Here is a 24,306-nt window from a genome sequence, read left to right as displayed (position 1 = left end):
GCGCGACCCGGCGGCCGCGCAGGTCGCGCAGGGCGGAATGTTCGAGCAGGCCTTCGCTGTCCTGCATGCCGCGCGGCACCAGCGGCGCGGCAACGCCGTGCCGACGCAAGGCGCGTGCCGTGCCCCGGCCCACCGCCAGCACCACTGCCGCCGTTTCGAGCGGCAGCAGCGCCGCGGCGTAACGCACCGCAGCGGGACTGGTGAACACCAGCAATTCGTCCGCCAGCGCCATGCGCAGGCCGTTGCGCGCGGCCACCTCGTCCGCCGCGCCGCGCAGCGCCAGGCCCGGCAGCAACAGCGGCACGCCACCGAGCGCGCGCACCCGCCGCGCCAGCGCCGAGGCGGTGCCGGCCGGACGCGTGATCACCACGGTCCGGCCGCGCAGCCGGGGTTTTCCGGAGGATTGCCGCTGCATCCGCGCACCGCGTCCCTTCACTGTGATGGCCCCAGTGTAGCGGTGGCCCTACACTGACGGGCTTCCCTTCCCGCGAATCCCCGATCACGTGAGTACCCTCGACGACGACGCGACACCTGCCCGACAACTGATCGCATTCATCCGCAACGAGATCCCGCTGGCCCACGCGATGGACCTGCAGCTGGCCGGCTGCGGAGACGATTTCCTCGGCCTGCGCGCGCCGCTGGCGCCGAACGTGAACGACAAGGGCTGCGCGTTCGGCGGCAGCCTGGTCAGCCTGATGACCCTGAGCGGCTGGGCGCTGGTGGAACTGGCGCTGCGCCGGCGCGGCCTCGACTGCGACGTGTTCGTGGCCGAGTCGGCCGTGCGCTACCTGGCGCCGCTGTGGCGGGACTTCCACAGCGAGGCGCGGCTCGCCGCACACGCCGATTGGGCCACCTTCTTCGACACGCTGGCCGCCCGCGGCAAGGCGCGCATCGGCGTGGACTGCGTGGTGCCCGACGACGACGGCCGGCCCGCCGCCACCCTGGCCGCCCGCTTCGTCGCCAAGCGGCGTGCCTGAGTCGTCCGCCGCCACTTGGGGCAGAATGGCCGGATATCCATCGGGGAGGAAGACCATGCGCCGCATCCTGAGCCTGCTTGTCGCGCTGTCCATGCTGCCGGCGCTGGCCGGTTGCGCCACCAAGACCCGCAGCGACGAGCTGACCACCACGCTGAAGGCCTATGGCAGCACGCTGCGCTGGGGCGACTTCCGCAGCGCGGCGCAGTTCATCGAACCGTCCCGCCGCGCCGCCCACCCGCTCAGCACGATCGACCTGGCGCGCTACCAGCAGGTACGGGTAAGCGAGTACGACGACGGCGCCGGCCCGGTGCCCAGCGGCGACTTCGACGTGCAGCAGACGGTGCTGATCAACCTGATCAACGTCCACACCCAGTCCGAGCGCAGCGTCGTCGACCACCAGACCTGGCACTACGACGAGAAGACCAAGCACTGGTGGCTGACCAGCGGGCTGCCGGACATCACGCAGGACTGAGCGCCTGAACAGGCGCCGGGCCGCGGCGGCCGCGACATACCCGTATAATCGCCGGTTTACCCGGATCGGCGCCGCGCGCGCGAAGTGGACTGACGATGAACGATTTCCTGCACAAGCTGCCCGAATTTGTCGGCAACCATGCGGCCTTGTCGGCCCTGTTCGTGATCCTGCTGCTGGCGTTGATCGTGATCCAGGTCAGCACGCTGTTCAGCAAGGTCAGGGAACTGAGCCCGGCCGGCCTGACCCAGCTGATCAACCGCGAGAACCCGCTGCTGATCGACCTGTCGGCGATCGCCGAGTTCGAGAAAATGCACGTGCCCGGCGCCAGGCACGTGGCGATGAGCCAGTTCGACCCGGAGCACAAGGACCTGGCCAAGGCGAAGGAACTGCCGGTGGTGGTGATGGACAAGGACGGCCGCGGCAACTCGCTGAAGGCTTCGCAGCGCCTGATCAAGGCCGGCTTCGGCAAGGTCTACACCCTGGGCGGCGGCGTGCTGGCCTGGCACGCGGCGCAGCTGCCAGTGGCCAAGGGCCGGTAGGAGCGCACCCTGTGCGCGATGGCTCTTTGCCATATCGCAAAAGAGCCATCGCGCACAGGGTGCGCTCCTACCGGTCGTGGATGCCGGCGCGCCCGGCGAGGATCTGCGCCAGCACGTCCGGCGCGTATTCGAACGAGTCGTAGTAGAGCCGCTCCTCCGGCAAGCCCGCAGCGAGGAATCGCGGATGCGCGGCGTCGATCATCACCGGCGGGCCGCTCATGTACAGGTCGTGGCCGGACAGGTCGGTCTGGTCCAGCAGCACCGCTTCGTGCACCAGTCCCGTACGCAGGCCGTCGGCCCGCGCCGGGTCGGAAACGACCGGGCAGAAACGCAGGTTCGGCAGCTCGCGCGCCCAGTATTCGGCCAGCGTGCGCAGGTACAGCCCGGCTGCGCTGCGTGCGCCCCAGTACACCCGCATCGGCCGGCGCGTGCCCAGCGCGATGAAGTGCTCCACGATCGCCTTGACCGGGGCGAAGCCGGTGCCGCCGGCCATGAAGATCATCGGCCGCTCGGAATCCTCGCGCGGCACGAAGGTGCCCAGCGGCCCCTCGATGCGCAGCCGGTCGCCCACCTGCAGCCGGTCGCTGACCCACGAGGTGAAGCCGCCGCCGGCGACGTGCCGCACGTGCAGTTCGATCATGCCGTCGTCGCGCGGGCCGTTGGCGACCGAGAACGGGCGGCGCCGGCCGTCGTCGAGCAGCACGTCCACGTACTGCCCCGGCAGCCGCTTCAGCCGGCGCTCGCCGTGGGCCGGCAGCAGGCGCAGGCCGATGACTTCGTTCGCCAGCCGCCATTTCTCCGCCACCACCATGTCGAGCTGGCGTCGCGCGATGTCCTCCACCGAGGGGACCTCGCGCGCCTCCAGCAGCAGGTCGCTGGCCGGCACCGCCTGGCACAGCAGCACCGCATGCTGCGCCAGCGCGCCCGCGTCCAGCGCCCGCGGCGGGTTGCGCGGGTAGTCGCAGCGCCCCTCCAGCAAGATCGCCTTGCAGCTGCCGCAGACGCCGGCCCGGCACGAATACGGCAACGCCACGCCGGCGCGCTGCGCCGCTTCCAGCACGGTTTCGCCGGGGGCCACCGAGAACCGGCGGCCGGAAGATTTGAGGGTGACGGTAAACACCAGTGCATTGTCGCGGCGATCGCAGCGGACAACAATGCGGCCTCGCACCGAAGGAATCAACGATGAGCCTCTGGAAACAACCCACCGACCTCGCCCGCCTCAACGGCTGGAGCGCCAGCACCATGATGGAGACGCTGGGCATCCGCATCACCGCGGTCGGCGACGACTGGCTGGCCGGCAGCATGCCGGTCGATTCGCGCACCCACCAGCCGTACGGCCTGCTGCACGGCGGCGCCTCGGTGGCGCTGGCCGAGACGCTGGGCAGCACCGCGGCGATGCTCACGCTGGACCCCGGGAAGGAACTGGCCGTCGGGCTCGATATCAACGCCAACCACGTGCGCGGCGTGCGCAGCGGCACCGTGACCGGCACCGCGAGGGCGCTGCACATCGGCCGCACCACCCAGGTGTGGGAGATCCGCATCGAGAACGAGGAAGGCGCGCTGGTGTGCATCTCGCGCATCACCATGGCGGTGATCCCGGCACGCGGCATGGGCGTACGTTGAGCGCGGTTTTTTCTGCGAAAACCCGCTCCCTCACCTTCCCGCAAGGGGATTTCCTCCGGTCACACTCCTCTCCCGGAGGGAGAGGAGGCAACCACAAAAGGCGCGGTACCTGATGACAGCCGACACGCCGTACGCCAGCCTCACCCCCGACCTGGTGCTCGACGCGGTCGGCGCCTGCGGCCTGTGGCCGGACGGCCGGCTGCTGGCGCTGAACAGCTACGAGAACCGGGTATGGCAAGTGGGCCTGGAAGACGCTTCGCCAGTGATCGCGAAGTTCTACCGGCCCGGCCGCTGGAGTGATGCGGCGATCATCGAGGAACATGCGTTCACGCAGGAACTGGCCGACGCCGAGCTGCCGGTGGTGGCGCCGCTCGCCTTCGGCGGCCGCACCCTGCTGCAGCATGGCGGCTTCCGCTATGCGCTGACCCCGCGCCGCGGCGGCCGCGCCCCGGAACTGGAGGCGCTGGACCAACTGCAATGGCTGGGCCGGCTGATTGCGCGCCTGCACCTGATCGGCGGCCGGCAGCCGTTCGCGCATCGCGACCGGCTCGACCGCGACACGATGGTGCGGCAGCCGATGCGCGCGGTGCTCGATTCGTCCCTGCTGCCGGCCTCGCTGCAGGCGAATTACCACGCCGCGGCGACGCGGCTGGATGCGACGATCGCCGCGCGTCTGGAAGCGCTCGGCCCGGTGCGGCAGCTGCGCCTGCACGGCGACTGCCATCCCGGCAACGTGCTGTGGACCGACGCCGGCCCGCACTTCGTCGATTTCGACGATGCGCGCAGCGGCCCGGCGGTGCAGGACCTGTGGATGCTCGCCAACGACGAACGCGCGATGGACGCCGTGCTCGAGGGCTACCGGCAGTTCCGCCCGTTCGACCACGCCGAGCTGGCACTGGTCCCGGCGTTGCGCGCGATGCGCCAGCTGCACTACGCCGGCTGGATCGCCGCGCGCTGGCACGACCCGGCCTTCCCCGCCGCGTTCCCGTTCGCCGCCGAATCGCGCTGGTGGGAACAGCACGTCGCCGACCTGCATGAGCTGGCCGACGCGCTCAGCTAGGCCCGGTGCGCCGGAGACATATCCGTAGGAGCCCGCTCGCGGGCGATGCTGTTGTTCTGATCTTCGCCCGAATCATCGAAACAGGAGCATCGCCCGCGAGCGGGCTCCTACCGGTTCCGTTCCGGGTATCCGCAAGAACTTCCTTCCGCCCGCACAAGCAGGCATGCTTGGCCGGATAACTTGCCGAGCGTGCCCATGAAACGATCCCGCACCGCCGCCCTGCTGCTGATGAGCACGGCTCCGTTGTTGCTGACCGCCTGCGATCGCAGCGAAAGCGCGTCGCGCGAAGGCCTGTACACCTCGGTCGAGGCCTGCGTGGCGCAGACCAACGACAGCGCCACCTGCCGGCAGGCGTTCGCCAAGGCGCAGCAGGATGCGACGGCCAGCGCGCCGCGCTTCGCCAACCGCGAGGCGTGCGAGGCCAGCTACGGCAAGGAGCAGTGCGCCGAACGCAGCGACGGAGCCAATCATTCGTTCTTCGGCCCGCTGATGACCGGCTTCTTCCTGTCGCAGATGATGTCGCGCAACGGCGTGGCCGCCAACGGCTTCAACAGCGCGCCGGCGTTCCGCGACAGCAACGGCGGCTGGCAGCGCCCGGCCGCCGGTGCCGGCGGCGTCTACCGCGGCGGCACCGGCACCGCGATGGTGCCGGTCAACGCCACGCCGAACCGCGCGGTCACGGTCAGCCGTTCCGGCTTCGGCAGCTCCGGCAGCAGCCGCGGCATCGGCGGCTGATGCGCCGCATCGCCACGGCCGAACGCCCCGACTGGCGCGCGAAGGCCGCCGCCTGCGGCTTCGGCTTCCACACCATCGACGACGCGCCGTACTGGGACGAGTCGGCGTACTACGCGTTCACCCTGCGCGAGATCGAGGACGGCATCGAGGCGCCCACCGAGGAACTGCACGCGATGGCGCTGGACATGGTCGAGCGCATCGTGGGCAGCGAGCAGCACATGCAGCAGCTGGCGATCCCCGAGCCGTACCGCGACTGGATCGCGCAGAGCTGGCGCGAGCGCCAGCCGCACCTGTACGGCCGCATGGACTTTGCCTACGGCGGCAACGGCCCGGCCAAGCTGTACGAGCTGAACTACGACACGCCCACCTCGCTGTTCGAGGCCGCGTTCTTCCAGTGGCAATGGCTGGAGGACCAGCTAGCGCGCGGCCAGCTGCCGGCCGGCAGCGATCAGTTCAACTCGATCTACGAGTCACTGGTGGAGGCGTTCGGCACCATCGCGCGCGGCATCGCGCGGCCGTTCCACTTCGCCGCCGTGCGCGATTCGGCGGAAGACCAGGGCACCGTCGCCTACCTGCGCGATTGCGCGCTGCAGGCGGGCATCGACTGCGGCACCCTGGCCATCGAGGACATCGGCGTGTCTGCCGACGGCCGTTTCACCGACCTCGACGACCAGGTGATCGGCTGCCTGTTCAAGCTGTATCCGCTGGAGGACATGTTCCGCGAATCGTTCGGCGCCTGCCTGCCGCGCTCCGGCCTGCAGCTGATCGAGCCGCCGTGGAAGGCGCTGCTGAGCAACAAGGGCATCCTGCCGCTGCTGTGGGAGGCGCATCGCGGCCACCCGAACCTGCTGCCGGCCGAGTTCGACGGCGGCGGCGAGTTGCCGCGCGGCTGGGTGCGCAAGCCGCTGCACTCGCGCGAAGGCGCCAACATCACGATGCACCTGGACGACGGCCGTGAACTGCGCACCGACGGTCCGTACCGCGACGGCCCGTGCATTCGCCAGGCTTGCCACCCGCTGCTCGGCTTCGATGGCCACTATCCGCTGATCGGCAGTTGGGTAGTCGGCGACCGTGCCTGCGGCATCGGCATCCGCGAGGACGATTCGCTGGTCACCCGGGACAGCGCCCGCTTCGTGCCACATGCCATCGTCGAGGAAGCGCGCGGCGTGCTGATCGCCTGAGCCGCCTCGCCATTCGCGGAAAATCGCGACGCCCACGCAAATCACGCCGGCCCTGCTCGGCTAAGCTTGCGTCTTTTGAACGGGGCCACGCGTGCGCAATTTTCTCTTTCGCCTGATCGGCATCCTCGAAGTCGCCGGCGGCCTGTACGGCGTGGCGGTGATGCTGCGCCGCCTGCTGCCGCTGGGCTCGACCCACGACAGCATCCTCGCGCTGATCGGCCTGCTCCTGTACGGCTTCGTACTGGTCGCCGGCGTGCGGCTGCTGGAAGGCGGCGAAGGCGGCGTGCGGCTGTCGCGCTGGGCGCAGCTGCTGCAGCTGCCGCTGATCGCCACGCCCATCTTCAGCTACGCGCTGCACTGTGGCGCCTTCGTCAACGTGTACGCCACCCTGCAGGCCGCGCCGCGGCTGGGCATCGACTGGCACTTCGGCAGCCAGGGCTTCGTGCTGGCGATGGCCGGACCGGCCGTGTCGCGGCTGGGCCTCAACCTGCTGGCGCTGCTGTCGTGGCTGGTACTGCGCCTGCGCTGAAGCGCTCTGCTCCATCCCCTGCGAAGCAGGGGATGGCTGGGGTGGGGTTCACTCTTGATCTTCCACGCCAGCTCGAGCAACCCCTCCCGGCCTCCTCTGCGCAGCAGGAGAGGAGCAAAGCACCGGCTATCATGCGCGGATGAACATACCCGCCGCGCTCCCCGTCATCCGCCTGAAATCCGACCGCAGCCCCGGCCACCCGTGGGTATGGTCGGCGCAGCTGCACAAGCCGGAGCAGAAGCTGCCGCCGGGCAGCCTGGTCGCGGTGCACGATGCGAAGGGCCGTTTCGTCGGCCGCGCGTTCTGGAACGGCCACGCGCGCATCGCGCTGCGCCTGCTCGATGCGCATCCGGACGCCGGCATCGATGCCGACTGGATCGCCGCGCGCCTTGCCCGCGCCGTGCAGCTGCGCCGCGACTGGCTGCGACTGGATGCCGTCAGCGACGCCTGGCGCGTGGTGCACAGCGAGGGCGACGGCCTGTCCGGCCTGATCGTCGACCGCTACGCCGACGTCCTGGTGATCGAATACTTCGCCGCCGGCATGTGGCGTTTCCGCGAGGCGATCCATGCCGCCCTGCTGGCGCACTTTCCCGACGCGCAGCTTTATTGGTTCGCCGAGTCGCACGTGCAGAAGCAGGAATCGTTCGACTGCCGCAGCCCCGAGGTGCCCGCGCCGTTCGAGGTGCATGAGCACGGGCTGCGCTTCCACGCCGCGCCCGGCCTGGGCCACAAGACCGGCTTCTTCGCCGACCAGCGCGACAACCGCAAGCGCTTCGCGGAACTGGCGAAGGGCCGCCGCGTGCTCGACCTGTGCTGCAACGCCGGCGGCTTCGCCGTGCATGCGATGGCGGCCGGTGCGCGCGAAGCGGTGGGCGTCGACCTCGATGCGGGCATCCTGGAAGTCGCCCGCGCCAACGCCGCCGCGAACAACGTCGCAGTGACATTCGAGCAGGCCGACATCTTCGACTGGGTGCGCGCGGCGGTAGCGCGCGGCGAGCGCTACGACGCGGTGATCCTCGACCCGGCCAAGCTCACCCGCGACCGCAGCAAGGTGATGGACGCGCTGAAGAAATACTTCGCGATGAACCGCATGGCGCTGGACATCATCCCGCCCGGCGGCCTGCTGCTGACCTGCTCGTGCACCGGCCTGGTCGGCGAAAGCGAGTTCCTGGAGATGCTGCGCCGGGTGGCGCTCAACGCCGGCCGCGAGATCCAGGTGCTGGAAGTGCGCGGCGCCGGCGCCGACCATCCGTTCCGCACCGACGTACCGGAAGGCCGCTACCTGAAGGCGGTGTTCTGCCGGGTGGATTGAAACTCCCGGGCCTCCGAGCTTGAACCTCGACAACGAGGGTATTTCGTAGGGCGGGCACGGCCCGCCGCTCTACCTCACGTCTGCGAAAACCAAAGCCGGCGGGCCGTGCCCGCCCTACGAGGCTGCCGGGTGGATGGGACCGCCAGCTTCATCTGCGGTAGTGGTTGTTTACGCGCTGCGCGGCAACCGCCCGCGCAGCGACACGGCATCGAACGGGCCGGGCTCGGCGATCAGCTCGCGCGCGGCATCCACCTGATCCCACACGTTCCACAGCAGCACGCCGCGCACGCGACCGCCTTCGAGGTAGTACACCACACCCTCGCGGTTCGGTTCGCGCCAGTCCTCAACCACCTGCAGCCGTGTATCGAGCAGGCCGACCGCCTCGTAGCCGAGGTCGAACAGATCGGAATAGAAGAACGGCAGCGCGATGTATTCCCCGGCAACCCCAGCCATCGCGCGGCCGGCATGGCGGCCCATGCTGACCGCCGCGTCCTCGTGCTCCACTCGCAGGCGCCGGCCCAGCGCCGGGTTGTAGAAGTTGGCCACGTCGCCGGCGGCCCAGATATCCGCGTCGCTGCTGCGCAGGCGGGCATCGGCCACGATGCCGTCATCGACGGCGAGGCCGGCCTGTTCGGCCAGCGCGGTGTTCGGCGTCACGCCGAGGCCGGCCACCGCCGCCTCCACGCGCAGCAGGCTGCCGTCGGACAGCACCAGCTCCACCCCGCCGTCGGTGGGGTTGCTGCCCTGCACGCGGGCGCCGCTGCGCACATCCACGCCGCGGCTGCGGTAGTAGTCGTCGAGGTAGTGCGCCAGGCCATCGGGGTAGCGCCCTGCGCCGATCGTCGCGCCGGGAAACAGCAAGGTCACCTTGCAGCCGAGGCTGCACAGCGAAGCCGCCAGCTCGCAGCCGATGAAGCCGCCGCCGATCACCGCGATGAAGGCGCCGGGCTTGGCGTAACGCCGCAAAGCCTGGTAATCGTCCAGCGTGCGGAAATGGATGATCCGCTCGCCGCCCTCGAACGGCAGCTGCCGCGGGGTGGCGCCGGTAGCCAGCAGCAGGCGGCGGTAACGGTAGCTGTCGCCGCGGTCGTCGCGCGCCACATGGGCCACGCGGTCCAGCGCCTCGATGCGCCGGCCCTGATGCAGCACGGCGCCGCTGGCCGCGGTGGCCAGGTCGATGTCGGCCAGCGATTTGTCGCCCTTCCACAGCGCTTTCGACAGCGGCGGTCGTTTGTACGGTGGTTGCGCCTCGGCGCCGACGACGCCCACGTTCGCCGCGGCATCGACCTCGCGGATCGCCTTGGCGGCAGCATCGGCAGCCATGCCGCCGCCGATGATCAGGTAATCGTGAATGTGCTCCATGTCTGTCTCCCGGGCCGACGGATCGGCCCATGATGCACCGCTGCAGCAACGGCGACGTGAAATAGGCGCAGCCGATGAGACGGCTGGACGTACACTGGATGCATCGACCCGGGAAAACGTTCCATGCCGCTCACCGAGACCCTGCTGACCGTCCTCGTCATCCTCGCCGCGCTGGTGCTGCTATTGCAGATCGCCGCGCTGCTGCGCGGGCGCGGCGACCCCGGCCTGGGCGCGAAGCTGGACGCGCTGAAGGACGACAGCGCCCGCGTCGAGCGCACGCTGCGCGAGGAGCAGCGCGCCGGGCGCGAGGAACTGCAGCAGGGCTTCGACCGTTTCCGCAGCCATCTCGGCGAACAGCTCAGCGGCACGTCGCAGCAGCAGGCCGAGCGCATCGACGGCTTCGGGCAGCGCCTGCACCTGCTCACCGAGCGAACCGACGCCGGCCTGCAGGCGCTGGCGCAACGCCTCGCCGACGATGCACGCAAGAGCCGTGAGGAAACCACGCTCGCGCTCAACCATTTCGGCGAGCAGCAGCAACAGCGCTTCAGCGCGCTCAGCGCCGAGCACGAGAAGCGCATGGGCGAAGTACGCGCCACGCTGGAGGCCAAGCTCGGCGCGATCCAGCAGGACAACGCGGCCAAGCTCGAGCAGATGCGCGCCACCGTCGACGAGAAACTGCACGCCACCCTCGAAACCCGCCTGGGCGAGTCTTTCAAGCTGGTCTCCGAACGCCTGGAAGCGGTGCAGCGCGGCCTGGGCGAGATGCAGAGCCTGGCCACCGGCGTGGGCGACCTCAAGCGCGTGCTCGGCAACGTGAAGACGCGTGGCGTACTGGGCGAAACCCAGCTCGGCGCGCTGCTCGAACAGCTGCTGACGCCCGACCAATACGCCGTCAACGTGGCCGTGGTGCCCAACTCCGACGCGCGGGTGGAATACGCCATCCACATGCCCAACGGCGTCGATGGTGCCGCGCTGTGGCTGCCGATCGACGCCAAGTTTCCGCTCGAGGACTACCAGCGACTGCAGGAAGCCCAGGAAAACGCCAACGCCAACGCCGCGGCGGACGCCGCCAACGCGCTGGAGCGGCGTGTGCGCGACGAGGCCAAGCGCATCCGCAGCAAATACGTGGTGCCGCCGCACACGGTGGATTTCGCCATCTTGTTCCTGCCCACCGAGGGCCTGTTCGCCGAAGTGCTGCGGCGGCCGGGCCTGTTCGAGTCGCTGCAGCGCGACCACCACATCACGGTCGCCGGGCCGACCACGCTGGCTGCGATCCTGACCAGCCTCAAGGCCGGCTTCCGCACGCTGGCGATCGAGAAACGCAGCAGCGAGGTATGGCAGCTGCTGGGCGCGGTCAAGACGGAATTCGGCAAGTTCGGCGTGGTGCTGGACAAGGTCAAGAAGAATCTCGACCAGGCCAGCAACCAGATCGACGCGACCGGCGCGCGCACCCGCGCGATCGAACGCAAACTGCGCAGCGTGGAAACCGCACCGGGCGAAGTCACCCAGCAGTTGCTGGGTGACGACGTGCCCGCGCCGGACGAGGGCGACGACCCGGAAGCCTGAGCGCCCCGCCATGCCCGCGCCTGCGCTGGGTGGACGCTGCCGTTAAACTGACCCAACCCGCAACCCCAAAGGCATCCGCATGAGCGACCAGCCCCAGCCGAACGACGTCAGCCAGGAACAGGCCGAGGAGGCCGTGCGCACACTGCTGCGCTGGGCCGGCGAGGATCCTTCGCGCGAAGGCCTGCTGGATACGCCCAAGCGGGTGGTGAAGGCCTACCGCGACTGGTTTTCCGGCTACGAATCCGACCCGGGCGACTACCTGCGCCGCACCTTCAAGGAAGTGAACGGCTACGACGAGATGGTGGTGCTGCGCGACATCGAGTTCGAGAGCCACTGCGAACACCACATGGCGCCGATCATCGGCCGCGCCCACGTCGGCTACCTGCCGACCAACCGGGTGGTCGGCATCAGCAAGCTGGCCCGCGTGGTGGACGGCTTCGCGCGCCGCTTCCAGGTGCAGGAAAAGCTCACCGCGCAGATCGCGCAGTGCATCCAGGAAACCCTGAAGCCGGCCGGCGTGGCGGTGGTGGTCGACGCCAGCCACGAGTGCATGACCACCCGCGGCGTGCACAAGCGCGGCGTGTCGATGGTGACCAGCCAGATGCTGGGCACCTTCCGCGACGACGCACGCACCCGCGCGGAGTTCCTGCAGTTCATCGGCATCCACGGCAGCCACCGCTGAACGCGCGCCTGGCCACCGCGCTGGCGCTGCTGCTGGCGGCATCGGCCACGCTGGCCCAGGACACGCGGGCACAGTACCTGCAACTGTTCGACAGCGACGGCGACGGCCGCGTCAGCGAGGCTGAGTACGTCGCCTACATGAGCCGCGGCTTCCAGGCGATGGACCGCAACGGCGACGGCATCCTCGAAATCGACGAACTGCCCGGCGGCCGCGGCCACCCGATCACGCTGCGGGAATACCAGGACAACCTGCGCCGCCAGTTCCACAAGCTCGACCGCCACCATCGCGGCTACCTCGACGCGCAGGAACTGACCGCGCCGCCGCGTTGATACCCCTGGGGAAGGTGTAGGAGCGCACCCTGTGCGCGATGCTCTGATGTGTCATCGGAACGAAGAACATCGCGCACTGGGTGCGCTCCTACACAGGCCTTTGGCTTTTGGCGAGGTGGCGCAAAGCGGCGGGCAGTGCCCGCCCTACAAAACCGCGGCCGGGAAGGGGGATAACCCGTGCGTCAGGCCGAAATCGCCAGCTTCTCGGAGCGGTACAGCTGCACCGTCGCCAGTACCGCGAGCAGCGCCGCCGCCGCGCTGCCGGCCAGGCACGGGCCGAGTTGCCCGGCGCTGACGCCGTCGCCGCGCAGCAGCTGCATGATGCCGAGGTTCTGGCCCAGCAGCGGCACCGCGTACATCCATGCCTGCGCCTTGATCGGCATGAACGACAGCAGCAGGCTGGGGATGATCGGCACCAGCATCAGCAGCGAGATGTAGGTCTGCGCCTCGCGGTAGCTCTTGGCGAATGCGGCCACCATCGACTGCAGCGCGGCCAGCAGCAGCACCAGCGGCAGCATCAGCAGCAGCACATGGCTGGCGAAGTGCAGGCCGAGGTCCAGTTCCATGCCGATCTTCCCGGCGGGGATGAATTGCCCCACCACGGCGAACGCCAGCAGGGTGACCAGCAGGCTGGCAAGGGAGAACGCGCAGATCGCTGCCAGCTTGCCGCACAGGATCTTCCAGCGCGGCACCGGGTTGGCGAACAGCGGTTCCAGCGATTGCCGCTCGCGCTCGCCGGCGGTGAGGTCGATCGCCAGGTACATGCCGCCCATGAAGATGGTGATGACGAAGAAGTACGGCAGCATCGCGAACATCAGCACGGCGCGCGACTGCGGCGTGGCCTGGTCGCGCTTGGCCACCTGCAGCGGCCAGGCCGTGCCCGGCGACAGGCCGCGCGCCACCAGCCGCATCGCGCCCTGCTGGCGCGCATAGCTTTCCACCAGCTGGGTGACCCGCTCCACCGAGGTGTTCGCGTCGCGCTGCGAGGAGTCGTAGAACAGCTCCACCTGCACCGGCTCGCCTTCGCGCCAGGCCTTGCCGTAACCGGGCGCGATGCGCAGCACCACGTCGGCGTCCTGCTTGCGCACCGCCTGGGCCGGGTCGGCCACCGACGCACCCGGCACCACGCCGCCGGCCTTCAGCGCGGCGACCAGGTTCGGCGCGTGCTCGGCGCCGATCACCGGCACCGGCAGCGACTTCTCGGCCTTGTCCAGTTCGCGGTTGAGGGTGAGGTTGATCAGCATCACGAACAGCAGCGGCCCCAGCAGCGGACCGGTGAGGAAGGCGCTGACGAGGGTGCGGCGGTCGCGCAGGTTCTCCTTCACCTCCTTCAGCAACACGGTGAGGAAGGCGCCGCCGCGCCGGGTTTTCGGTGGAGTCGTGGTCATGCCGCCAGTCCCTCGTCGGTGCCGATGATCTTCACGAAAGCGTCTTCCAGGTTGGATTCGCCGGTCTGTGCCCTGAGCGCATCGGGCGATTCGTCGGCCACCACGCGCCCGTGCGCGATCACCACGATGCGATCGCACAGCGCGGCGACCTCCTGCATGATGTGGCTGGAAAACAGCACGCAGCGGCCTTCGCCCTTCAACCGCAGCATGAACTGGCGCAACGCGCGGGTAGCCATCACGTCGAGGCCGTTGGTCGGCTCGTCGAGGATCACGTTGCGCGGGTCGTGCACCAGCGCGCGGGCGATCGCGGTCTTCACCCGCTGGCCCTGCGAGAAGCCCTCGGTGCGGCGGTCGGCGATGTCATCCATCTCCAGCGCCTTGATCAGCGCTTCGCGCCGGCTCGCCAGCAGGTCCTCCGACAGGCCGTGCAGGCGGCCGAAGTAATCGACGTTCTCACGCGCGGTCAGCCGCTTGTACAGGCCGCGCGCATCCGGCAGCACGCCGAGCCGGCGGCGCACGCCGAGCGGATCGACCGCCGCGTCGATGCCGTCCACCAGCACCTGGCCGCGGTCCGGCGCCATCAGCGTGTACAGCATGCGCAGCGTGGTGGTCTTGCCGGCGCCGTTGGGGCCGAGCAGGCCGGTGATCTCGCCGTCGCGGGCGCTGAAACCGACGCCGTCGACGGCCTTCACCGCGCCGAACGCCTTGTGCAGATCCCTCACCTCGATCATGGCGCCGCTCCTTAAGGGGTTGAACCGTTGAAATCGATGAAGATCGGCGTGGGCCGCAGCCGGTCCAGGCAGCTCGCGTCCAGCGCCTTCGGGTCGGGCTTCTCGACGAAGTGCTGGATCAGCTGCGGCGTGCAGCCGGACGCCATCACGCTGTGCGCCTGCCCCTCGAGCACCAGCACGCGCGCGTTCGGCAGGCCCTTCGCCACTTCCTCCGCGTAGCGCGGCGGAGTCACCGGGTCGTACTGGCCGGCCAGCAGCAGCACCGGCTTGGCGGTCTTCAGCGGCTGGTGGAAATCGGCCGGACGCGCGCCTTTCGGCCATGCCGAGCAGACCGCCTTCAGCGCGTCGACCATGCGCGTGCCGAGGATGGTCTGCGCATCCTGCGGGCGCGCCGTGAGCAGGTCGGCGTCCTCGCTGCAGATCACCGAATACTGCATGCCGCTGCCCATCAGGTCGGACAGCTCGCCGGACAGCAGCTTGGCCTGGCCCAGCAGCGGGCCGACGTCGCCGTGCGCGGCGGCATCGATCGACAGCGGCAGCAGCGCGGCGGTGGCCGGCGTATACGCGAACATGCGCACCACGCTGGCCAGCGAGTCTTCGTCCAGCATCCGCTTCACCGTCTGGTAGCTCTGCGGGTCGCGGAAGCTCACCTCGTGCGGGTTCGCGCGCAGCGCGTCGCGCAGCTGGTACAGGGTCTGGTCCGGGTCGCCGAACTTCGCCTTGCAGGCCGGCTCGGCGGTGCAGCGGGCGAACTGCGCCTTCAGCGCATCGTCCAGGTTGCGCGCGAAATCCTCGCCCAACGCCAGCGCATTCGGCACCGCGCTGTCCAGCACCACGCTGCGCACCGCGTCCGGGAAGCGCCTCAGGTACTGCTGCGCCATCCGCGTGCCGTACGACACGCCGAGCAGGTCGAGCGGCGGCGAACCGAGTGCCTTGCGCACGTCTTCCAGGTCCTGCGCCGCGATCGTGGTGGTGTAGTAGCGCGGATCGGCGTGGCCGGCCAGCTGGCGCAGGCACTCGGCGGCCGCCGCGCGCAGCTTGCCCGCGTCCAGCGTGCCGTCGTCGCCGGGCGCGGCGCGCTCGTCGACGTGCTTGCAGCCGAGGGCATTCGAGCCGCCCGTGCCGCGCTGGTCCAGCAGCAGCACGTGGCGGTGCGCCAGCAGCGGCTGCAGCACCGACGCCACCGTGCCGGCCGAGTCGGTTGCCGCCTGGCCGGGACCGCCGGCGAGGAACGCCAGCATGTCGGGGCTGGCCACTTGCGCGCGCGAACGCAGTACCGCCAGCTTCAGCCTGATCGTGCGGCCGTGCGGGTCGTCGCGGTTTTCCGGCACCGGGAACTCGGCGCACCACGCCGCGGTGCTCAGCCCGCTGTTCGGCTGGGCCAGTTCGCATGCGGTCAGCGTCAGCGAACCCAGTTGCCAGGTCGCCGCCGGCGCCGGCGGCAACGGTTTTGCCGCGGCGCTCGAAGCCGCGGCCGGCGCGGCGGCCACCGCGGCCGGCTCCCGCGCGCGCCACTGGTTCCAGGCCAGGAAACCCAGGCCCACGACCACGGCACCGATGCGGATCGCGGTACGTCCCTTCATTGCCATTCCCTCACTCCTCACCCGGTACGAAGATCGATTCGATCGGACGGCCGAACAGCCTCGCGATCCGGAACGCCAGCGGCAGGCTGGGGTCGTACTTGCCGGTTTCGATCGCGTTGACGGTCTGCCGCGACACGTCCAGCCGCGCGGCCAGGTCGGCCTGCGACCAGCCGTGCTCGCCACGCAGTTCGCGCACGTGGTTGTTCATCGCCCGCGGTAGCGCCTGGCGACCAGCAGCTTGGCCACGCCGAAACCAGCGAACAGGCACGGCATCACCCAGATCGCCACGGCCGCCGGGTCCACCGCCCAGCCGACGCCCGCGCTGAGCAGCAGGCCGAAGCTGAAGTAGCCGAAGCCGGCCGACATCGCCGCGATCGCGATCGCCTCCAGGTCGATGCGCCGCTCCAGTTCGTCCTGGTCGCGGATCACCCGCACGATCGCGCGGATCACCAGCACGATGGGCAGCAACGGCAGCAACGCCAGCACGATCCGCCACGGCAGGCTTCCGATCCTCGGCACCAGCACGCCGTACAACACGATCAGCACCACGTAGGCCAGCATCGCCGGGAGGAACTCGCGCAGGTAGCGGCGGTGTACGGCGCGCAGCGTCATGGCGCATCCTCCGCCGATGTGCCGCTCCGCACGCGCCGCCAGCGCAGGGCTCCGGCCACCATCGCAGCCAGCGCCAGCGCGGGCAGCGCCAAGGCGCGCGCGCCATCAAGCTGCTGGCGCAGCAGCATCGCCAGCGCAAGCAGCCCCATCACGGACGCGCCCAGCAGGCAGGCCCGCCACACCGGCATGCGGCCGTCGCCGCCGCACAGGGTGCCCGCGCCGTAACGGCGCGCCACCCACCAGCGCGTCGCGTCGTAGCCGATCAGCAACACCGGAAACGCCCAGATCAGCACCGATCCCTGCAGCGTCAGCACGCGCGCCGCGGCAAGAAAGCCGCCGACCAGACTGAGCACGCCGACCACCACGGTGGATACGCCCAGGCCGATCAGGTGCGTGCGCTGCTCCAGTTCGTCACCCTGCTGCACGCGCCGGACCATCAGCCAGACCACGTACAGCACCGGCAGCACCGGCGTCAGCGCCAGCGCGACCTTCAACAGCGTGTCGTCCGCGGTGCGGACCAGCGGCCATGCCAGCAACATCACGCCCACATAGACCGTCATGGCCAGCGACAGCCGCTGGCGATATTGCTTTTCGGTGGTTCGTGGCACCCGCATGGCGACTCCCTTGATCCGCTCATGTCAAGTCAACTTGACATGAGCAGCGTAGGGAATCAGCTTGTCCCATGTCAAGCGAACTTTACAAGCATGTCCATGACCCTCGCCAACTCCTCCGCTCGCCCGGTGCCTTCCATACGTTTTAAGTGACGTGGTTCGCAGTTTTTTCGTGCCATAATTTGTCAGGTAAGTCCGATAAATCGTCAACGAACCGTTGCCCTGCCTCGAATTCCACCGTTCCATGATCGGCACCAGCACTCGGAGTAACCGTTTACACGGAAGATATGGCACGTGTTTTGCCTATTGTGTACCAGCCTTGGCGGAACCCGCGCCAGCCATCCGTCCGGGGGGACGCCTGCAAGTGCACGACCCTACGCGCCGGGCCGCAGCATCACCTGCCGCTTCCCGGTCGTCGCCCCCCTGTATCAGTCACGCAAGTCCATACCAGTCGACACCACGAGGAAAACCATAATGCACAAGCTCCTGCTGCCCACCGCACTGCTCGCCGCCATGGCCGCCATCGGCTTCGCCCCGACCGCCCAGGCGGTTGACGGCACCATCAACATCACCGGCCAGGTGGTGGGCCAGACCTGCAAGGTCGAAGGCACCGCCTTCGGCACCCAGGCCACCAAGAACGTGGCCCTGCCGCTGGTGCTGGCGCCGGTGCTGAACGCCGCCGGCAACACGGCCAACAAGACCCCGTTCAGCCTCAGCATCACCGGCTGCGACCCGGCCCTGAGCACCGTGCAGACCCAGTTCTCGGGCGCCAACATCGACTCGGTCACCGGCAACCTGAAGCTCACCGGCACCGGCACCGCCACCAACGTGGAAATCCAGCTGCTGAATGCCAGCAACCAGGTGATGCCCCTGAACGGCGGCACCGCGACGGCGCAGAACTCCCAGGTGGTCGCGCTCTCGGGCGGCGCCGCCACCATGAACTACTCGGCGCAGTACATCGCTGTCGGCGGCGCGGCAGGCGCAGGCGCGGCGAACACCAGCGTCGAATTCACGATGAACTACCTGTAAGCCGTTTGCGGCCGTGGCCGGCATCGCCGACGCGGCCGCCTTCCACCCGGAACCCGCCATCCCAATGAACAGACTCGCCTGTGCTCTCGGCACGGGGCTGCTGGCCTTTTGCCTGGTCCTGAGCAACGCCCACGCCAGCGTCGTGATCGCCGGCACCCGCGTGGTGTTTTCCGCCGCGGCCGGCGAGACCACCGTGCGCCTGAACAACGACGGCAGCCAGCCGGCCCTGGTCGAAGCGTGGATCGACGACGGCAACCCCGCATCCACGCCCGACACGGCGAAAGTGCCGTTCCTCATCACGCCGCCGTTGTTCCGCATGGATGCGGGCAAGGGCCAGAGCCTGCGCATCGTCTACACCAACCAGTCGTTGCCGAAGGACCGCGAATCGCTGTTCTGGCTGAACGTGCTGGAGATCCCGCCCAGGCCCGCGGCGAAACCCGGCGAGGAGCAGAACACGCTGCAGTTCGCCGTGCGCTCGCGGCTGAAGCTTTTCTTCCGCCCGCCCCATCTGGCCGGCGACCCGCTCGGCGCCGCCCGGCAGGTCACCTGGACGGTGGCCGCCGACGGCGCGGGCTATGCGCTGGTGGCGCACAACCCCACGCCGTACCACATCACGTTCAGCCAGCTGTCGCTGAGCGTCGACCACGTGGCATACGCGCCCGGCAACGGCATGGTCGCGCCGCTGTCGACGCTGCGCCTGCCGATCAAGAACCTCCGCCGCGCGCCGGCGGCGGGTACCGTGATCGACTACACCGTCCTCAATGATTTCGGCGCCCCGGCGTCCTACCAGGGCACGATCGCGCGGTGAATCCGGCCAGCGCCAGCGCCACGCTTGCCGCCAGCGGGCCCGTCGCCCGCCGCCGGCTGCTGTCGGCCCTGGTCGGCCTGGCGCTGTGCGGCGGGGGCGGCCACGCCGCCGCGGCCACCGCGGGCGCGGATGCGAACGCTCCGGCGGCTGACGCCGTGGATGCCAGCTTCGACCGCAGCCTGCTTTCCGGCGCCGGCCAGAACACCACCGACCTGTCCCGTTTCGAGCGCGGCGACTTCATCCCGGCGGGTACCTACAGCGTCGACCTCTTCCTGAACGGCGGATCCGCCGGCCGCACCGACGTGCGCTTCGCCGCCGCATCGGCCGACGCCAGCGCCACCCCCTGCGTGACCCCGGCCCTGCTCGAGCGGCTGGAGCTGCACCCGGACAAGCTGTCGGCCCGCACCATGGCGGAGCTGACCGACGACCACGCCTGCGTCGACATCGCCAGCGTGATTCCCGGCGCCAGCATGAGCTTCGCGATGTCCGACCTGCGCCTGGACACCAGCGTGCCGCAGGCCTACCTGGGGCAGCTGGCGCGCGGCTACGTCGATCCGAAGTACTGGGACGCCGGGGTGAACGCCGGCCTGCTCAACTACAACCTCAACAGCTATCGCACCCGCAGCGGTGGCGTGGCGCAGACCTCGTCGTATCTCGGACTGACCGCCGGACTGAACCTGGGGTCGTGGCACTTGCGGCACGTTTCCTCGCTGAACTGGCAATCCGGGGTCGGCGGCGTGCGTTCCAGCCGCCACTGGCAGAACATCGCCAGCTACGTGCAGCACGACCTGCCACAGCTGCACGCCCAGCTGACCCTGGGCGATTCCTGGACCAGCGGCGAGATCTTCGACAGCTTCGGCCTGCGCGGCGTGCAACTCGCCACCGACGACCGCATGCTGCCGCAGTCGCTGCGCGGCTACGCGCCGACCGTGCGCGGCATCGCCGACAGCAACGCCAAAGTGACCGTGCGCCAGAACGGCATGGTGATCTACCAGACCACGGTGGCCCCCGGCCCGTTCGCCATCGACGATCTCTACGCCACCGGCTACGGCGGCGACCTCGAGGTCGGCGTGACCGAGGCCAACGGCCGCGTGCACACGTTCTCGGTGCCCTACGCCTCGGTGCCGCAGCTGCTGCGGCCGGGCGCCGTGCGCTTCAGCATGGCCGCCGGCCAGCTGCGCGACGAGACGATCGTGCACAAGCCGGACGTGGCCCAGGCCACCGTGCAGCGAGGCTTCTCCAACCTGCTCACCGGCTACGCCGGCGTACTCGGCTCGTCGGGCTACGGCGCGGTGCTGCTGGGCGGCGCGCTGAACACGAGCCATGGCGCGTTCGCCATGGACATCACCGCCGCGCGCACGCACATCCCCGGCATGGACACGCTGTCCGGCCAGAGCGTGCGCCTGAGCTACAGCAAGATGCTGGCGCAGACCGGCACTTCGCTGACCGTGGCCGCGTACCGCTATTCGACCAGCGGCTACCTCGCCCTGGGCGACGCCGCGCGGGCGCGCGACTATGCGCGCCGCGGCCTGCCCGTGTTCGCCACGGGCCGACCGGCCCGGCCGCTGACGATCAACGGCGTGCCGGTGTCGGACCTGCTCACGCCGGCACAGCAGGCGGCGCTGGCCGGCGGCGACTACCGCAACTACCTGGTGCCGGCCGGCGTGGACCGCCAGCGCGACAACTTCAGCCTCACCCTCAGCCAGCGGCTGGGCGCGCGCGGCGGCTCGCTCTACATCAACGGCTCAGCCCGCGACTACTGGAACCGCAGCGGCAGCGACACGCAGTTCCAGGTCGGCTACAACAACTCGTTCCATCGGATGAACTACAACCTCTCGGCCAGCCGCGAGCGCGACCCGTTCGGGCGCAGCGACAACCGCTACATGGTCAACGTCACCATCCCGCTGGGCAGCGGCCAGCACGCCGCGACCCTCACCGGCACGCTGACCCGCGACAGCCACGGCGCCATGCAGGAACAGGCCACCCTGGGCGGCACCGCCGGCGTCGACGACCGCTTCAATTACGGCGTGACCGCTACCCGCGACAGCGGCGGCAACGCCAGCTACGGCAACACGGGCAGTACCGGCAGCATCAACGCGGGCTACCGCGGCAGCCATGCGCAATTCAGCGCCGGCTTCGGCGCGGGCAGCGGCTATTCGCAGTCCTCGCTGGGCGTGACCGGCAGCATCGTCGCGCATCCGGGCGGGATCACCTTCGGCCAGCCGATGGGCGACACCGTGGCCATCGTGCAGGCACCTGACGCCGCGGGCGCGCGCGTCGGCAACGCGGCCGGCGTGCGCATCGACCGCGCCGGCTACGCGCTGGTGCCGTACATCACGCCCTACATCCTCAACACGATCAGCATCGACCCCACCGGATTGCCGCTGGACGTGCAGCTCGACAACACCAGCACCCAGGTGGCGCCGCGCGCCGGTGCCGTGGTGCTGGTGAAGTTCAAGAGCCAGAGCGGGCACTTCGTGCTGATCCAGACACGCCTGCCGGGCGGCGCGACGCTGCCGTTCGGCGCGGAAGTCACCGATGAGCGAGGCCGGTCGATCGGCGTGGTCGGCCAGGCCGGGCGCATCATGGTGCGTACCGCCCGCGAAGCCGGACGCCTGAGCGTGCAATGGCAGGATCGGGACGCCACCCGCACCTGCTCGTTCCCGTACCGGTTGAAGGCCCGCGGCAAGGACCGGCAGGGCGCCGGTGCCATCGAGCAGATCGACGCGGCCTGCGATCAGCCCCACGACGCGGCGCAGGTCGCCGGGAGCGGAACATGATGCGCACCGCCATCCGGTGGACCACGCTGTTGCTGCTGCTCCTGGCGGCGCCGGGCGCCCATGCCGTATGCCGCTACCTGTCCGGCGGCAATACCACGGTCAGCTTCGCGCTGCCTACCACCATCTCGATCGCGGCGAACACGCCCAACGGCACGGTGCTTGCCACCTCGGCACAGGCCTCACCCGCCAATCCACCCACCATCACCTGCGGCTACTACAACGGCAACAGCAGCAACTGGAAGGTCCAGGCCGAGACGATGACCTACGGCGTCGCCAATGCCCGCGGCGGATACCTGGCGGACAACTACACCTATGACAGCGGCATCCCGGGCATCGGCTACCGCATCACGCACCCGCGCGCCTACCTGACGGCGTATCCGCTCAACAGCCAATCCGTCAGCCAGGCGACGTTCAAAGTGAGCTCCGGCCTGGAACTGGTCAAGACCGGCCCGATCACCTCCGGCGGCACGCTGGCGGCGGGCAAGCTGGGTGATTGGCAATGGACCGACGCGGGAGGAAACAACCTGTTCCCGGAAACGTTCTGGCTCGGCAACTCCATCACCTTCACCACGCCGAGCTGCACGATCGTCGCCAACCCGATCAACGTCGTCCTGCCCAAGGCGCTCGGCAGCGCCTTCACCGGGGTCGGCGCGACCTCGGGCAAGACGCCCTTCCAGATCCAGCTGTCCTGCCCGCCGGGAACCGCGGTGTCCGCGATCACCATGCACGCCGCGTTCCCCGACAGCCACACCGGCGTGGTGGCGCCGGCCGGTGCCGGCTATGCGGCCGGCGTCGGCGTGCAGATTCTCGACGGCAACTCGAACGCGGTGACGTTCGAGACGCAGGCCGTAGTGACTCCGGCGGCCACCACGTCGATCCCCTACTACGCGCAGTATTTCCAGACCGCGGCGGCGGTCACCAGCGGCCCGGTCAAGGCCACCGTGACCTTCGACATTTTCTATCAATAAGCGGCAGTCAGACGGCGCCTGCGACGGCCGGCGTCAGTCGTAGGTGTGGATGACGACCTTCGCCGCGGCCTCGCCACTAGTCGTGGCGTAGCCGGCGAAATAGTCGAGCAACCGGTCGTGGTTCCGATTCGCCGTGGCCAAGTCGACCACCACGCGCGAATAGGGGCGGCCAGGGTCGGTGGCGGTGTTGCCGCAGCTCATGCGTTGCGGGGCGGCGCCGGCACGGGAATAAGCTCCAACCTCATCCGGACCCGCCGCGGGACAGGTCGGCTCGACCACCGCGCCCGAGAACACGACCCGACCGTCCGCCGCGTACGCGCTCGAGACGCCCACGAGCATGGCCAGACCTGCCAACGCAATGCCAAGCGGACCGCGCATACCGCTCACCTCATCGAGGTACGACCCCGCCTATGCGGAGCCTCCTAGCGGGTCATCGGCCCGATCCATTCGACCTTGATCGATTCCGGCGAAGCCGTTGCCGTAAATGTGACGTCCATCACATTGACGGGGAGAGTCGGGACTGAAAGCCCGACGCTCGTTACCCGCCCCGGTCGTTTAGCCTTCGGCAGGTGAATTGGCCGTGACATATCGGTGAACGGCGGCCCCGCCGTGCATCACGGCGGATGACCGGCGTCGCCGGCCACGACGCACCGGCCCCACTCAGCGCGACGAAATGTACTTCTCCCGCCGGATCTGCGGCACCGGCAGGCCGAATTCCTTCAGCGCGTTGAACGCGGCATCGACCATGTTGGGGTTGCCGCACAGGTAGGCGATGTCACGGTCGGCGCGGGGGCCGAGTTCGGCCAACGCGTGCTGCACGTGGCCAAGGCGGTCGCCGGGGCGCGGCACGGCGCGGGCCTCGCGGCTGAGGCAGCCGTGGAAGGCGAAGCCGGGGTGGGCCTGGGAGAACGCCTCGAATTCCTCGCCGTAGAGCAGCTCCCGCTCGTTGCGGGCACCGTACAGCAGCACCACCTCGCGGCCGCCCCTCGCCAGCAGCTTCTCGATCTGCGGCAGCATCGCGCGGTACGGGGTGACGCCGGTGCCGGTGGCCAGCAGCAGGTAGCGCGGGTGGCTGTCGGTTTCCTGCAGGCAGAAGCGGCCGTACGGACCGCTGGCGTCGATCACGCCGCCCGGCGGCAGTTCACCGAGCAGTTTGGTGGCGGCGCCGCCCTCGACGTAGCTCACCGCGATCTCGATGCGCCGCACCGGCGAGTGGCCGTCGCCGATGGTCGCCACCGAGTAGCTGCGCTTGGTCGCCGTGCCATCGTCGTAATGGAAATGCACCTGCAGGAACTGGCCGGGCTGGAACGCCAGCGGCTGGCCGTCGACGCGCTCGAACACCAGGTGGCGCACCGCGGGCGCGAGCATGCGGCTGTCGACGAGACGGAGCTGGAAGTGGTCGGCCATGGAGGGTTTCCGGAAACGGTGT

The 24,306-nt window shown here is 69.5% G+C and carries 27 protein-coding genes; 16 read left to right on the top strand and 11 right to left on the bottom strand.

The features are described from left to right. On the bottom strand, positions 1 to 415 hold a 415-nt coding region (locus AC3WRN_RS09280; protein WP_492622749.1), incomplete at its 3' end, for a uroporphyrinogen-III synthase. 88 nt (positions 416 to 503) lie between these two features. Here AC3WRN_RS09280 and AC3WRN_RS09275 point away from each other — a divergent pair. The 3 genes from AC3WRN_RS09275 (at position 504) to AC3WRN_RS09265 (ending at position 1,988) form a co-directional block, all read left to right on the top strand. Next, positions 504 to 977, top strand: a complete 474-nt coding sequence (locus AC3WRN_RS09275; protein WP_068092156.1) for a YiiD C-terminal domain-containing protein — start codon at positions 504 to 506, stop codon at positions 975 to 977. Between the two features lie 55 nt (positions 978 to 1,032). Then, entirely contained in the window at positions 1,033 to 1,449 is a 417-nt protein-coding gene (locus AC3WRN_RS09270) for a lipoprotein (RefSeq protein WP_492622748.1), read from the top strand. 95 nt (positions 1,450 to 1,544) lie between these two features. Continuing rightward, positions 1,545 to 1,988: a rhodanese-like domain-containing protein gene (locus AC3WRN_RS09265; RefSeq protein WP_492622747.1), complete on the top strand. Its 444-nt coding sequence runs from the start codon at positions 1,545 to 1,547 to the stop codon at positions 1,986 to 1,988. A 67-nt stretch (positions 1,989 to 2,055) separates the two neighbouring features. Here the strand turns inward: AC3WRN_RS09265 and AC3WRN_RS09260 are convergent, their stop codons facing one another. Then, positions 2,056 to 3,108, bottom strand: a complete 1,053-nt coding sequence (locus tag AC3WRN_RS09260; protein WP_492622746.1) for a 2Fe-2S iron-sulfur cluster-binding protein — start codon at positions 3,106 to 3,108, stop codon at positions 2,056 to 2,058. Positions 3,109 to 3,170: 62 nt separating this feature from the next. Between AC3WRN_RS09260 and AC3WRN_RS09255 the strand changes: the two genes are divergently transcribed. From AC3WRN_RS09255 to AC3WRN_RS09230, 6 genes are all read left to right on the top strand, one after another. After that, a complete protein-coding gene (locus AC3WRN_RS09255; RefSeq protein ID WP_492622745.1) occupies positions 3,171 to 3,611 on the top strand; it encodes a hotdog fold thioesterase in 441 nt (146 codons plus the stop codon). A gap of 112 nt (positions 3,612 to 3,723) precedes the next feature. Further along, positions 3,724 to 4,671 (top strand): serine/threonine protein kinase, encoded by a 948-nt coding sequence (locus AC3WRN_RS09250; RefSeq protein WP_492622744.1) that lies wholly within the window; start codon positions 3,724 to 3,726, stop codon positions 4,669 to 4,671. 195 nt (positions 4,672 to 4,866) lie between these two features. Then, positions 4,867 to 5,406 carry a DUF1190 domain-containing protein gene (locus AC3WRN_RS09245; protein ID WP_068092174.1) on the top strand — a complete coding sequence of 180 codons (540 nt, stop codon included), beginning with the start codon at positions 4,867 to 4,869 and terminating at the stop codon, positions 5,404 to 5,406. Then, the gene (locus AC3WRN_RS09240) at positions 5,406 to 6,587 is read left to right on the top strand and encodes a glutathionylspermidine synthase family protein (protein ID WP_492622743.1); all 1,182 of its coding nucleotides are present in this window, start codon (positions 5,406 to 5,408) and stop codon (positions 6,585 to 6,587) included. The genes AC3WRN_RS09245 and AC3WRN_RS09240 overlap by 1 nt, the downstream gene beginning before the upstream one ends. Positions 6,588 to 6,678: 91 nt before the next feature. Beyond that, the gene (locus AC3WRN_RS09235; protein ID WP_492622742.1) at positions 6,679 to 7,116 is read left to right on the top strand and encodes a hypothetical protein; all 438 of its coding nucleotides are present in this window, start codon (positions 6,679 to 6,681) and stop codon (positions 7,114 to 7,116) included. 139 nt (positions 7,117 to 7,255) lie between these two features. Then, positions 7,256 to 8,428 carry a class I SAM-dependent rRNA methyltransferase gene (locus AC3WRN_RS09230; RefSeq protein WP_492622741.1) on the top strand — a complete coding sequence of 391 codons (1,173 nt, stop codon included), beginning with the start codon at positions 7,256 to 7,258 and terminating at the stop codon, positions 8,426 to 8,428. A gap of 168 nt (positions 8,429 to 8,596) precedes the next feature. Here AC3WRN_RS09230 and AC3WRN_RS09225 read toward each other — a convergent pair whose 3' ends face one another. Continuing rightward, positions 8,597 to 9,790, bottom strand: coding sequence for an NAD(P)/FAD-dependent oxidoreductase (locus AC3WRN_RS09225; protein WP_492622740.1), 1,194 nt, complete (start codon positions 9,788 to 9,790; stop codon positions 8,597 to 8,599). A gap of 123 nt (positions 9,791 to 9,913) precedes the next feature. Between AC3WRN_RS09225 and AC3WRN_RS09220 the strand changes: the two genes are divergently transcribed. The 3 genes from AC3WRN_RS09220 (at position 9,914) to AC3WRN_RS09210 (ending at position 12,367) form a co-directional block, all read left to right on the top strand. Continuing rightward, the gene (locus AC3WRN_RS09220; RefSeq protein WP_068092190.1) at positions 9,914 to 11,356 is read left to right on the top strand and encodes a DNA recombination protein RmuC; all 1,443 of its coding nucleotides are present in this window, start codon (positions 9,914 to 9,916) and stop codon (positions 11,354 to 11,356) included. Positions 11,357 to 11,435: 79 nt separating this feature from the next. Continuing rightward, positions 11,436 to 12,038 (top strand): GTP cyclohydrolase I FolE, encoded by a 603-nt coding sequence (gene folE, locus AC3WRN_RS09215; protein ID WP_492622739.1) that lies wholly within the window; start codon positions 11,436 to 11,438, stop codon positions 12,036 to 12,038. Next, positions 12,035 to 12,367: an EF-hand domain-containing protein gene (locus AC3WRN_RS09210; RefSeq protein WP_492622753.1), complete on the top strand. Its 333-nt coding sequence runs from the start codon at positions 12,035 to 12,037 to the stop codon at positions 12,365 to 12,367. The genes folE and AC3WRN_RS09210 overlap by 4 nt, the downstream gene beginning before the upstream one ends. A gap of 182 nt (positions 12,368 to 12,549) precedes the next feature. Here the strand turns inward: AC3WRN_RS09210 and AC3WRN_RS09205 are convergent, their stop codons facing one another. Genes AC3WRN_RS09205 through AC3WRN_RS09180 form a run of 6 tightly spaced genes read right to left on the bottom strand, consistent with a single transcriptional unit; the run spans position 12,550 to position 17,295 of the window. Continuing rightward, the gene (locus tag AC3WRN_RS09205; protein WP_492622738.1) at positions 12,550 to 13,755 is read right to left on the bottom strand and encodes an ABC transporter permease; all 1,206 of its coding nucleotides are present in this window, start codon (positions 13,753 to 13,755) and stop codon (positions 12,550 to 12,552) included. Beyond that, entirely contained in the window at positions 13,752 to 14,486 is a 735-nt protein-coding gene (locus AC3WRN_RS09200; protein WP_492622737.1) for an ABC transporter ATP-binding protein, read from the bottom strand. The genes AC3WRN_RS09205 and AC3WRN_RS09200 overlap by 4 nt, the downstream gene beginning before the upstream one ends. Positions 14,487 to 14,497: 11 nt before the next feature. Continuing rightward, complete coding sequence (locus AC3WRN_RS09195) at positions 14,498 to 16,075, bottom strand: alpha/beta hydrolase (RefSeq protein WP_492622736.1); 1,578 nt, start codon at positions 16,073 to 16,075, stop codon at positions 14,498 to 14,500. A 4-nt stretch (positions 16,076 to 16,079) separates the two neighbouring features. Then, entirely contained in the window at positions 16,080 to 16,277 is a 198-nt protein-coding gene (locus tag AC3WRN_RS09190) for a helix-turn-helix transcriptional regulator (RefSeq protein ID WP_201028673.1), read from the bottom strand. Then, entirely contained in the window at positions 16,274 to 16,681 is a 408-nt protein-coding gene (locus AC3WRN_RS09185) for a hypothetical protein (RefSeq protein ID WP_068092206.1), read from the bottom strand. Before AC3WRN_RS09185 ends, AC3WRN_RS09190 begins: the two co-directional genes overlap by 4 nt. Further along, positions 16,678 to 17,295 carry a hypothetical protein gene (locus tag AC3WRN_RS09180; RefSeq protein ID WP_492622735.1) on the bottom strand — a complete coding sequence of 206 codons (618 nt, stop codon included), beginning with the start codon at positions 17,293 to 17,295 and terminating at the stop codon, positions 16,678 to 16,680. Before AC3WRN_RS09180 ends, AC3WRN_RS09185 begins: the two co-directional genes overlap by 4 nt. Positions 17,296 to 17,766: 471 nt before the next feature. On the opposite strand from AC3WRN_RS09180, the gene AC3WRN_RS09175 reads away from it, so the two are divergent. From AC3WRN_RS09175 to AC3WRN_RS09160, 4 genes are all read left to right on the top strand, one after another. After that, positions 17,767 to 18,321, top strand: coding sequence for a fimbrial protein (locus AC3WRN_RS09175; RefSeq protein WP_068092208.1), 555 nt, complete (start codon positions 17,767 to 17,769; stop codon positions 18,319 to 18,321). A gap of 64 nt (positions 18,322 to 18,385) precedes the next feature. Then, complete coding sequence (locus AC3WRN_RS09170; RefSeq protein ID WP_068092335.1) at positions 18,386 to 19,129, top strand: fimbrial biogenesis chaperone; 744 nt, start codon at positions 18,386 to 18,388, stop codon at positions 19,127 to 19,129. After that, the gene (locus AC3WRN_RS09165; RefSeq protein ID WP_492622734.1) at positions 19,126 to 21,909 is read left to right on the top strand and encodes a fimbria/pilus outer membrane usher protein; all 2,784 of its coding nucleotides are present in this window, start codon (positions 19,126 to 19,128) and stop codon (positions 21,907 to 21,909) included. Before AC3WRN_RS09170 ends, AC3WRN_RS09165 begins: the two co-directional genes overlap by 4 nt. Continuing rightward, the gene (locus AC3WRN_RS09160) at positions 21,906 to 22,877 is read left to right on the top strand and encodes a fimbrial protein (RefSeq protein ID WP_492622733.1); all 972 of its coding nucleotides are present in this window, start codon (positions 21,906 to 21,908) and stop codon (positions 22,875 to 22,877) included. Before AC3WRN_RS09165 ends, AC3WRN_RS09160 begins: the two co-directional genes overlap by 4 nt. A gap of 33 nt (positions 22,878 to 22,910) precedes the next feature. On the opposite strand, the gene AC3WRN_RS09155 is transcribed toward AC3WRN_RS09160, so the two are convergent. Next, complete coding sequence (locus AC3WRN_RS09155) at positions 22,911 to 23,255, bottom strand: hypothetical protein (RefSeq protein WP_492622732.1); 345 nt, start codon at positions 23,253 to 23,255, stop codon at positions 22,911 to 22,913. 282 nt (positions 23,256 to 23,537) lie between these two features. After that, positions 23,538 to 24,284: a ferredoxin--NADP reductase gene (locus tag AC3WRN_RS09150; RefSeq protein ID WP_492622731.1), complete on the bottom strand. Its 747-nt coding sequence runs from the start codon at positions 24,282 to 24,284 to the stop codon at positions 23,538 to 23,540. Positions 24,285 to 24,306: the final 22 nt, after the last annotated feature.

The sequence above is a fragment of the Rhodanobacter sp. FW101-FHT13A11 genome, assembly GCF_058790335.1.
Note: the sequence above shows the minus strand (reverse complement) of the source record. Positions and strands in the feature narration are given on the sequence as shown.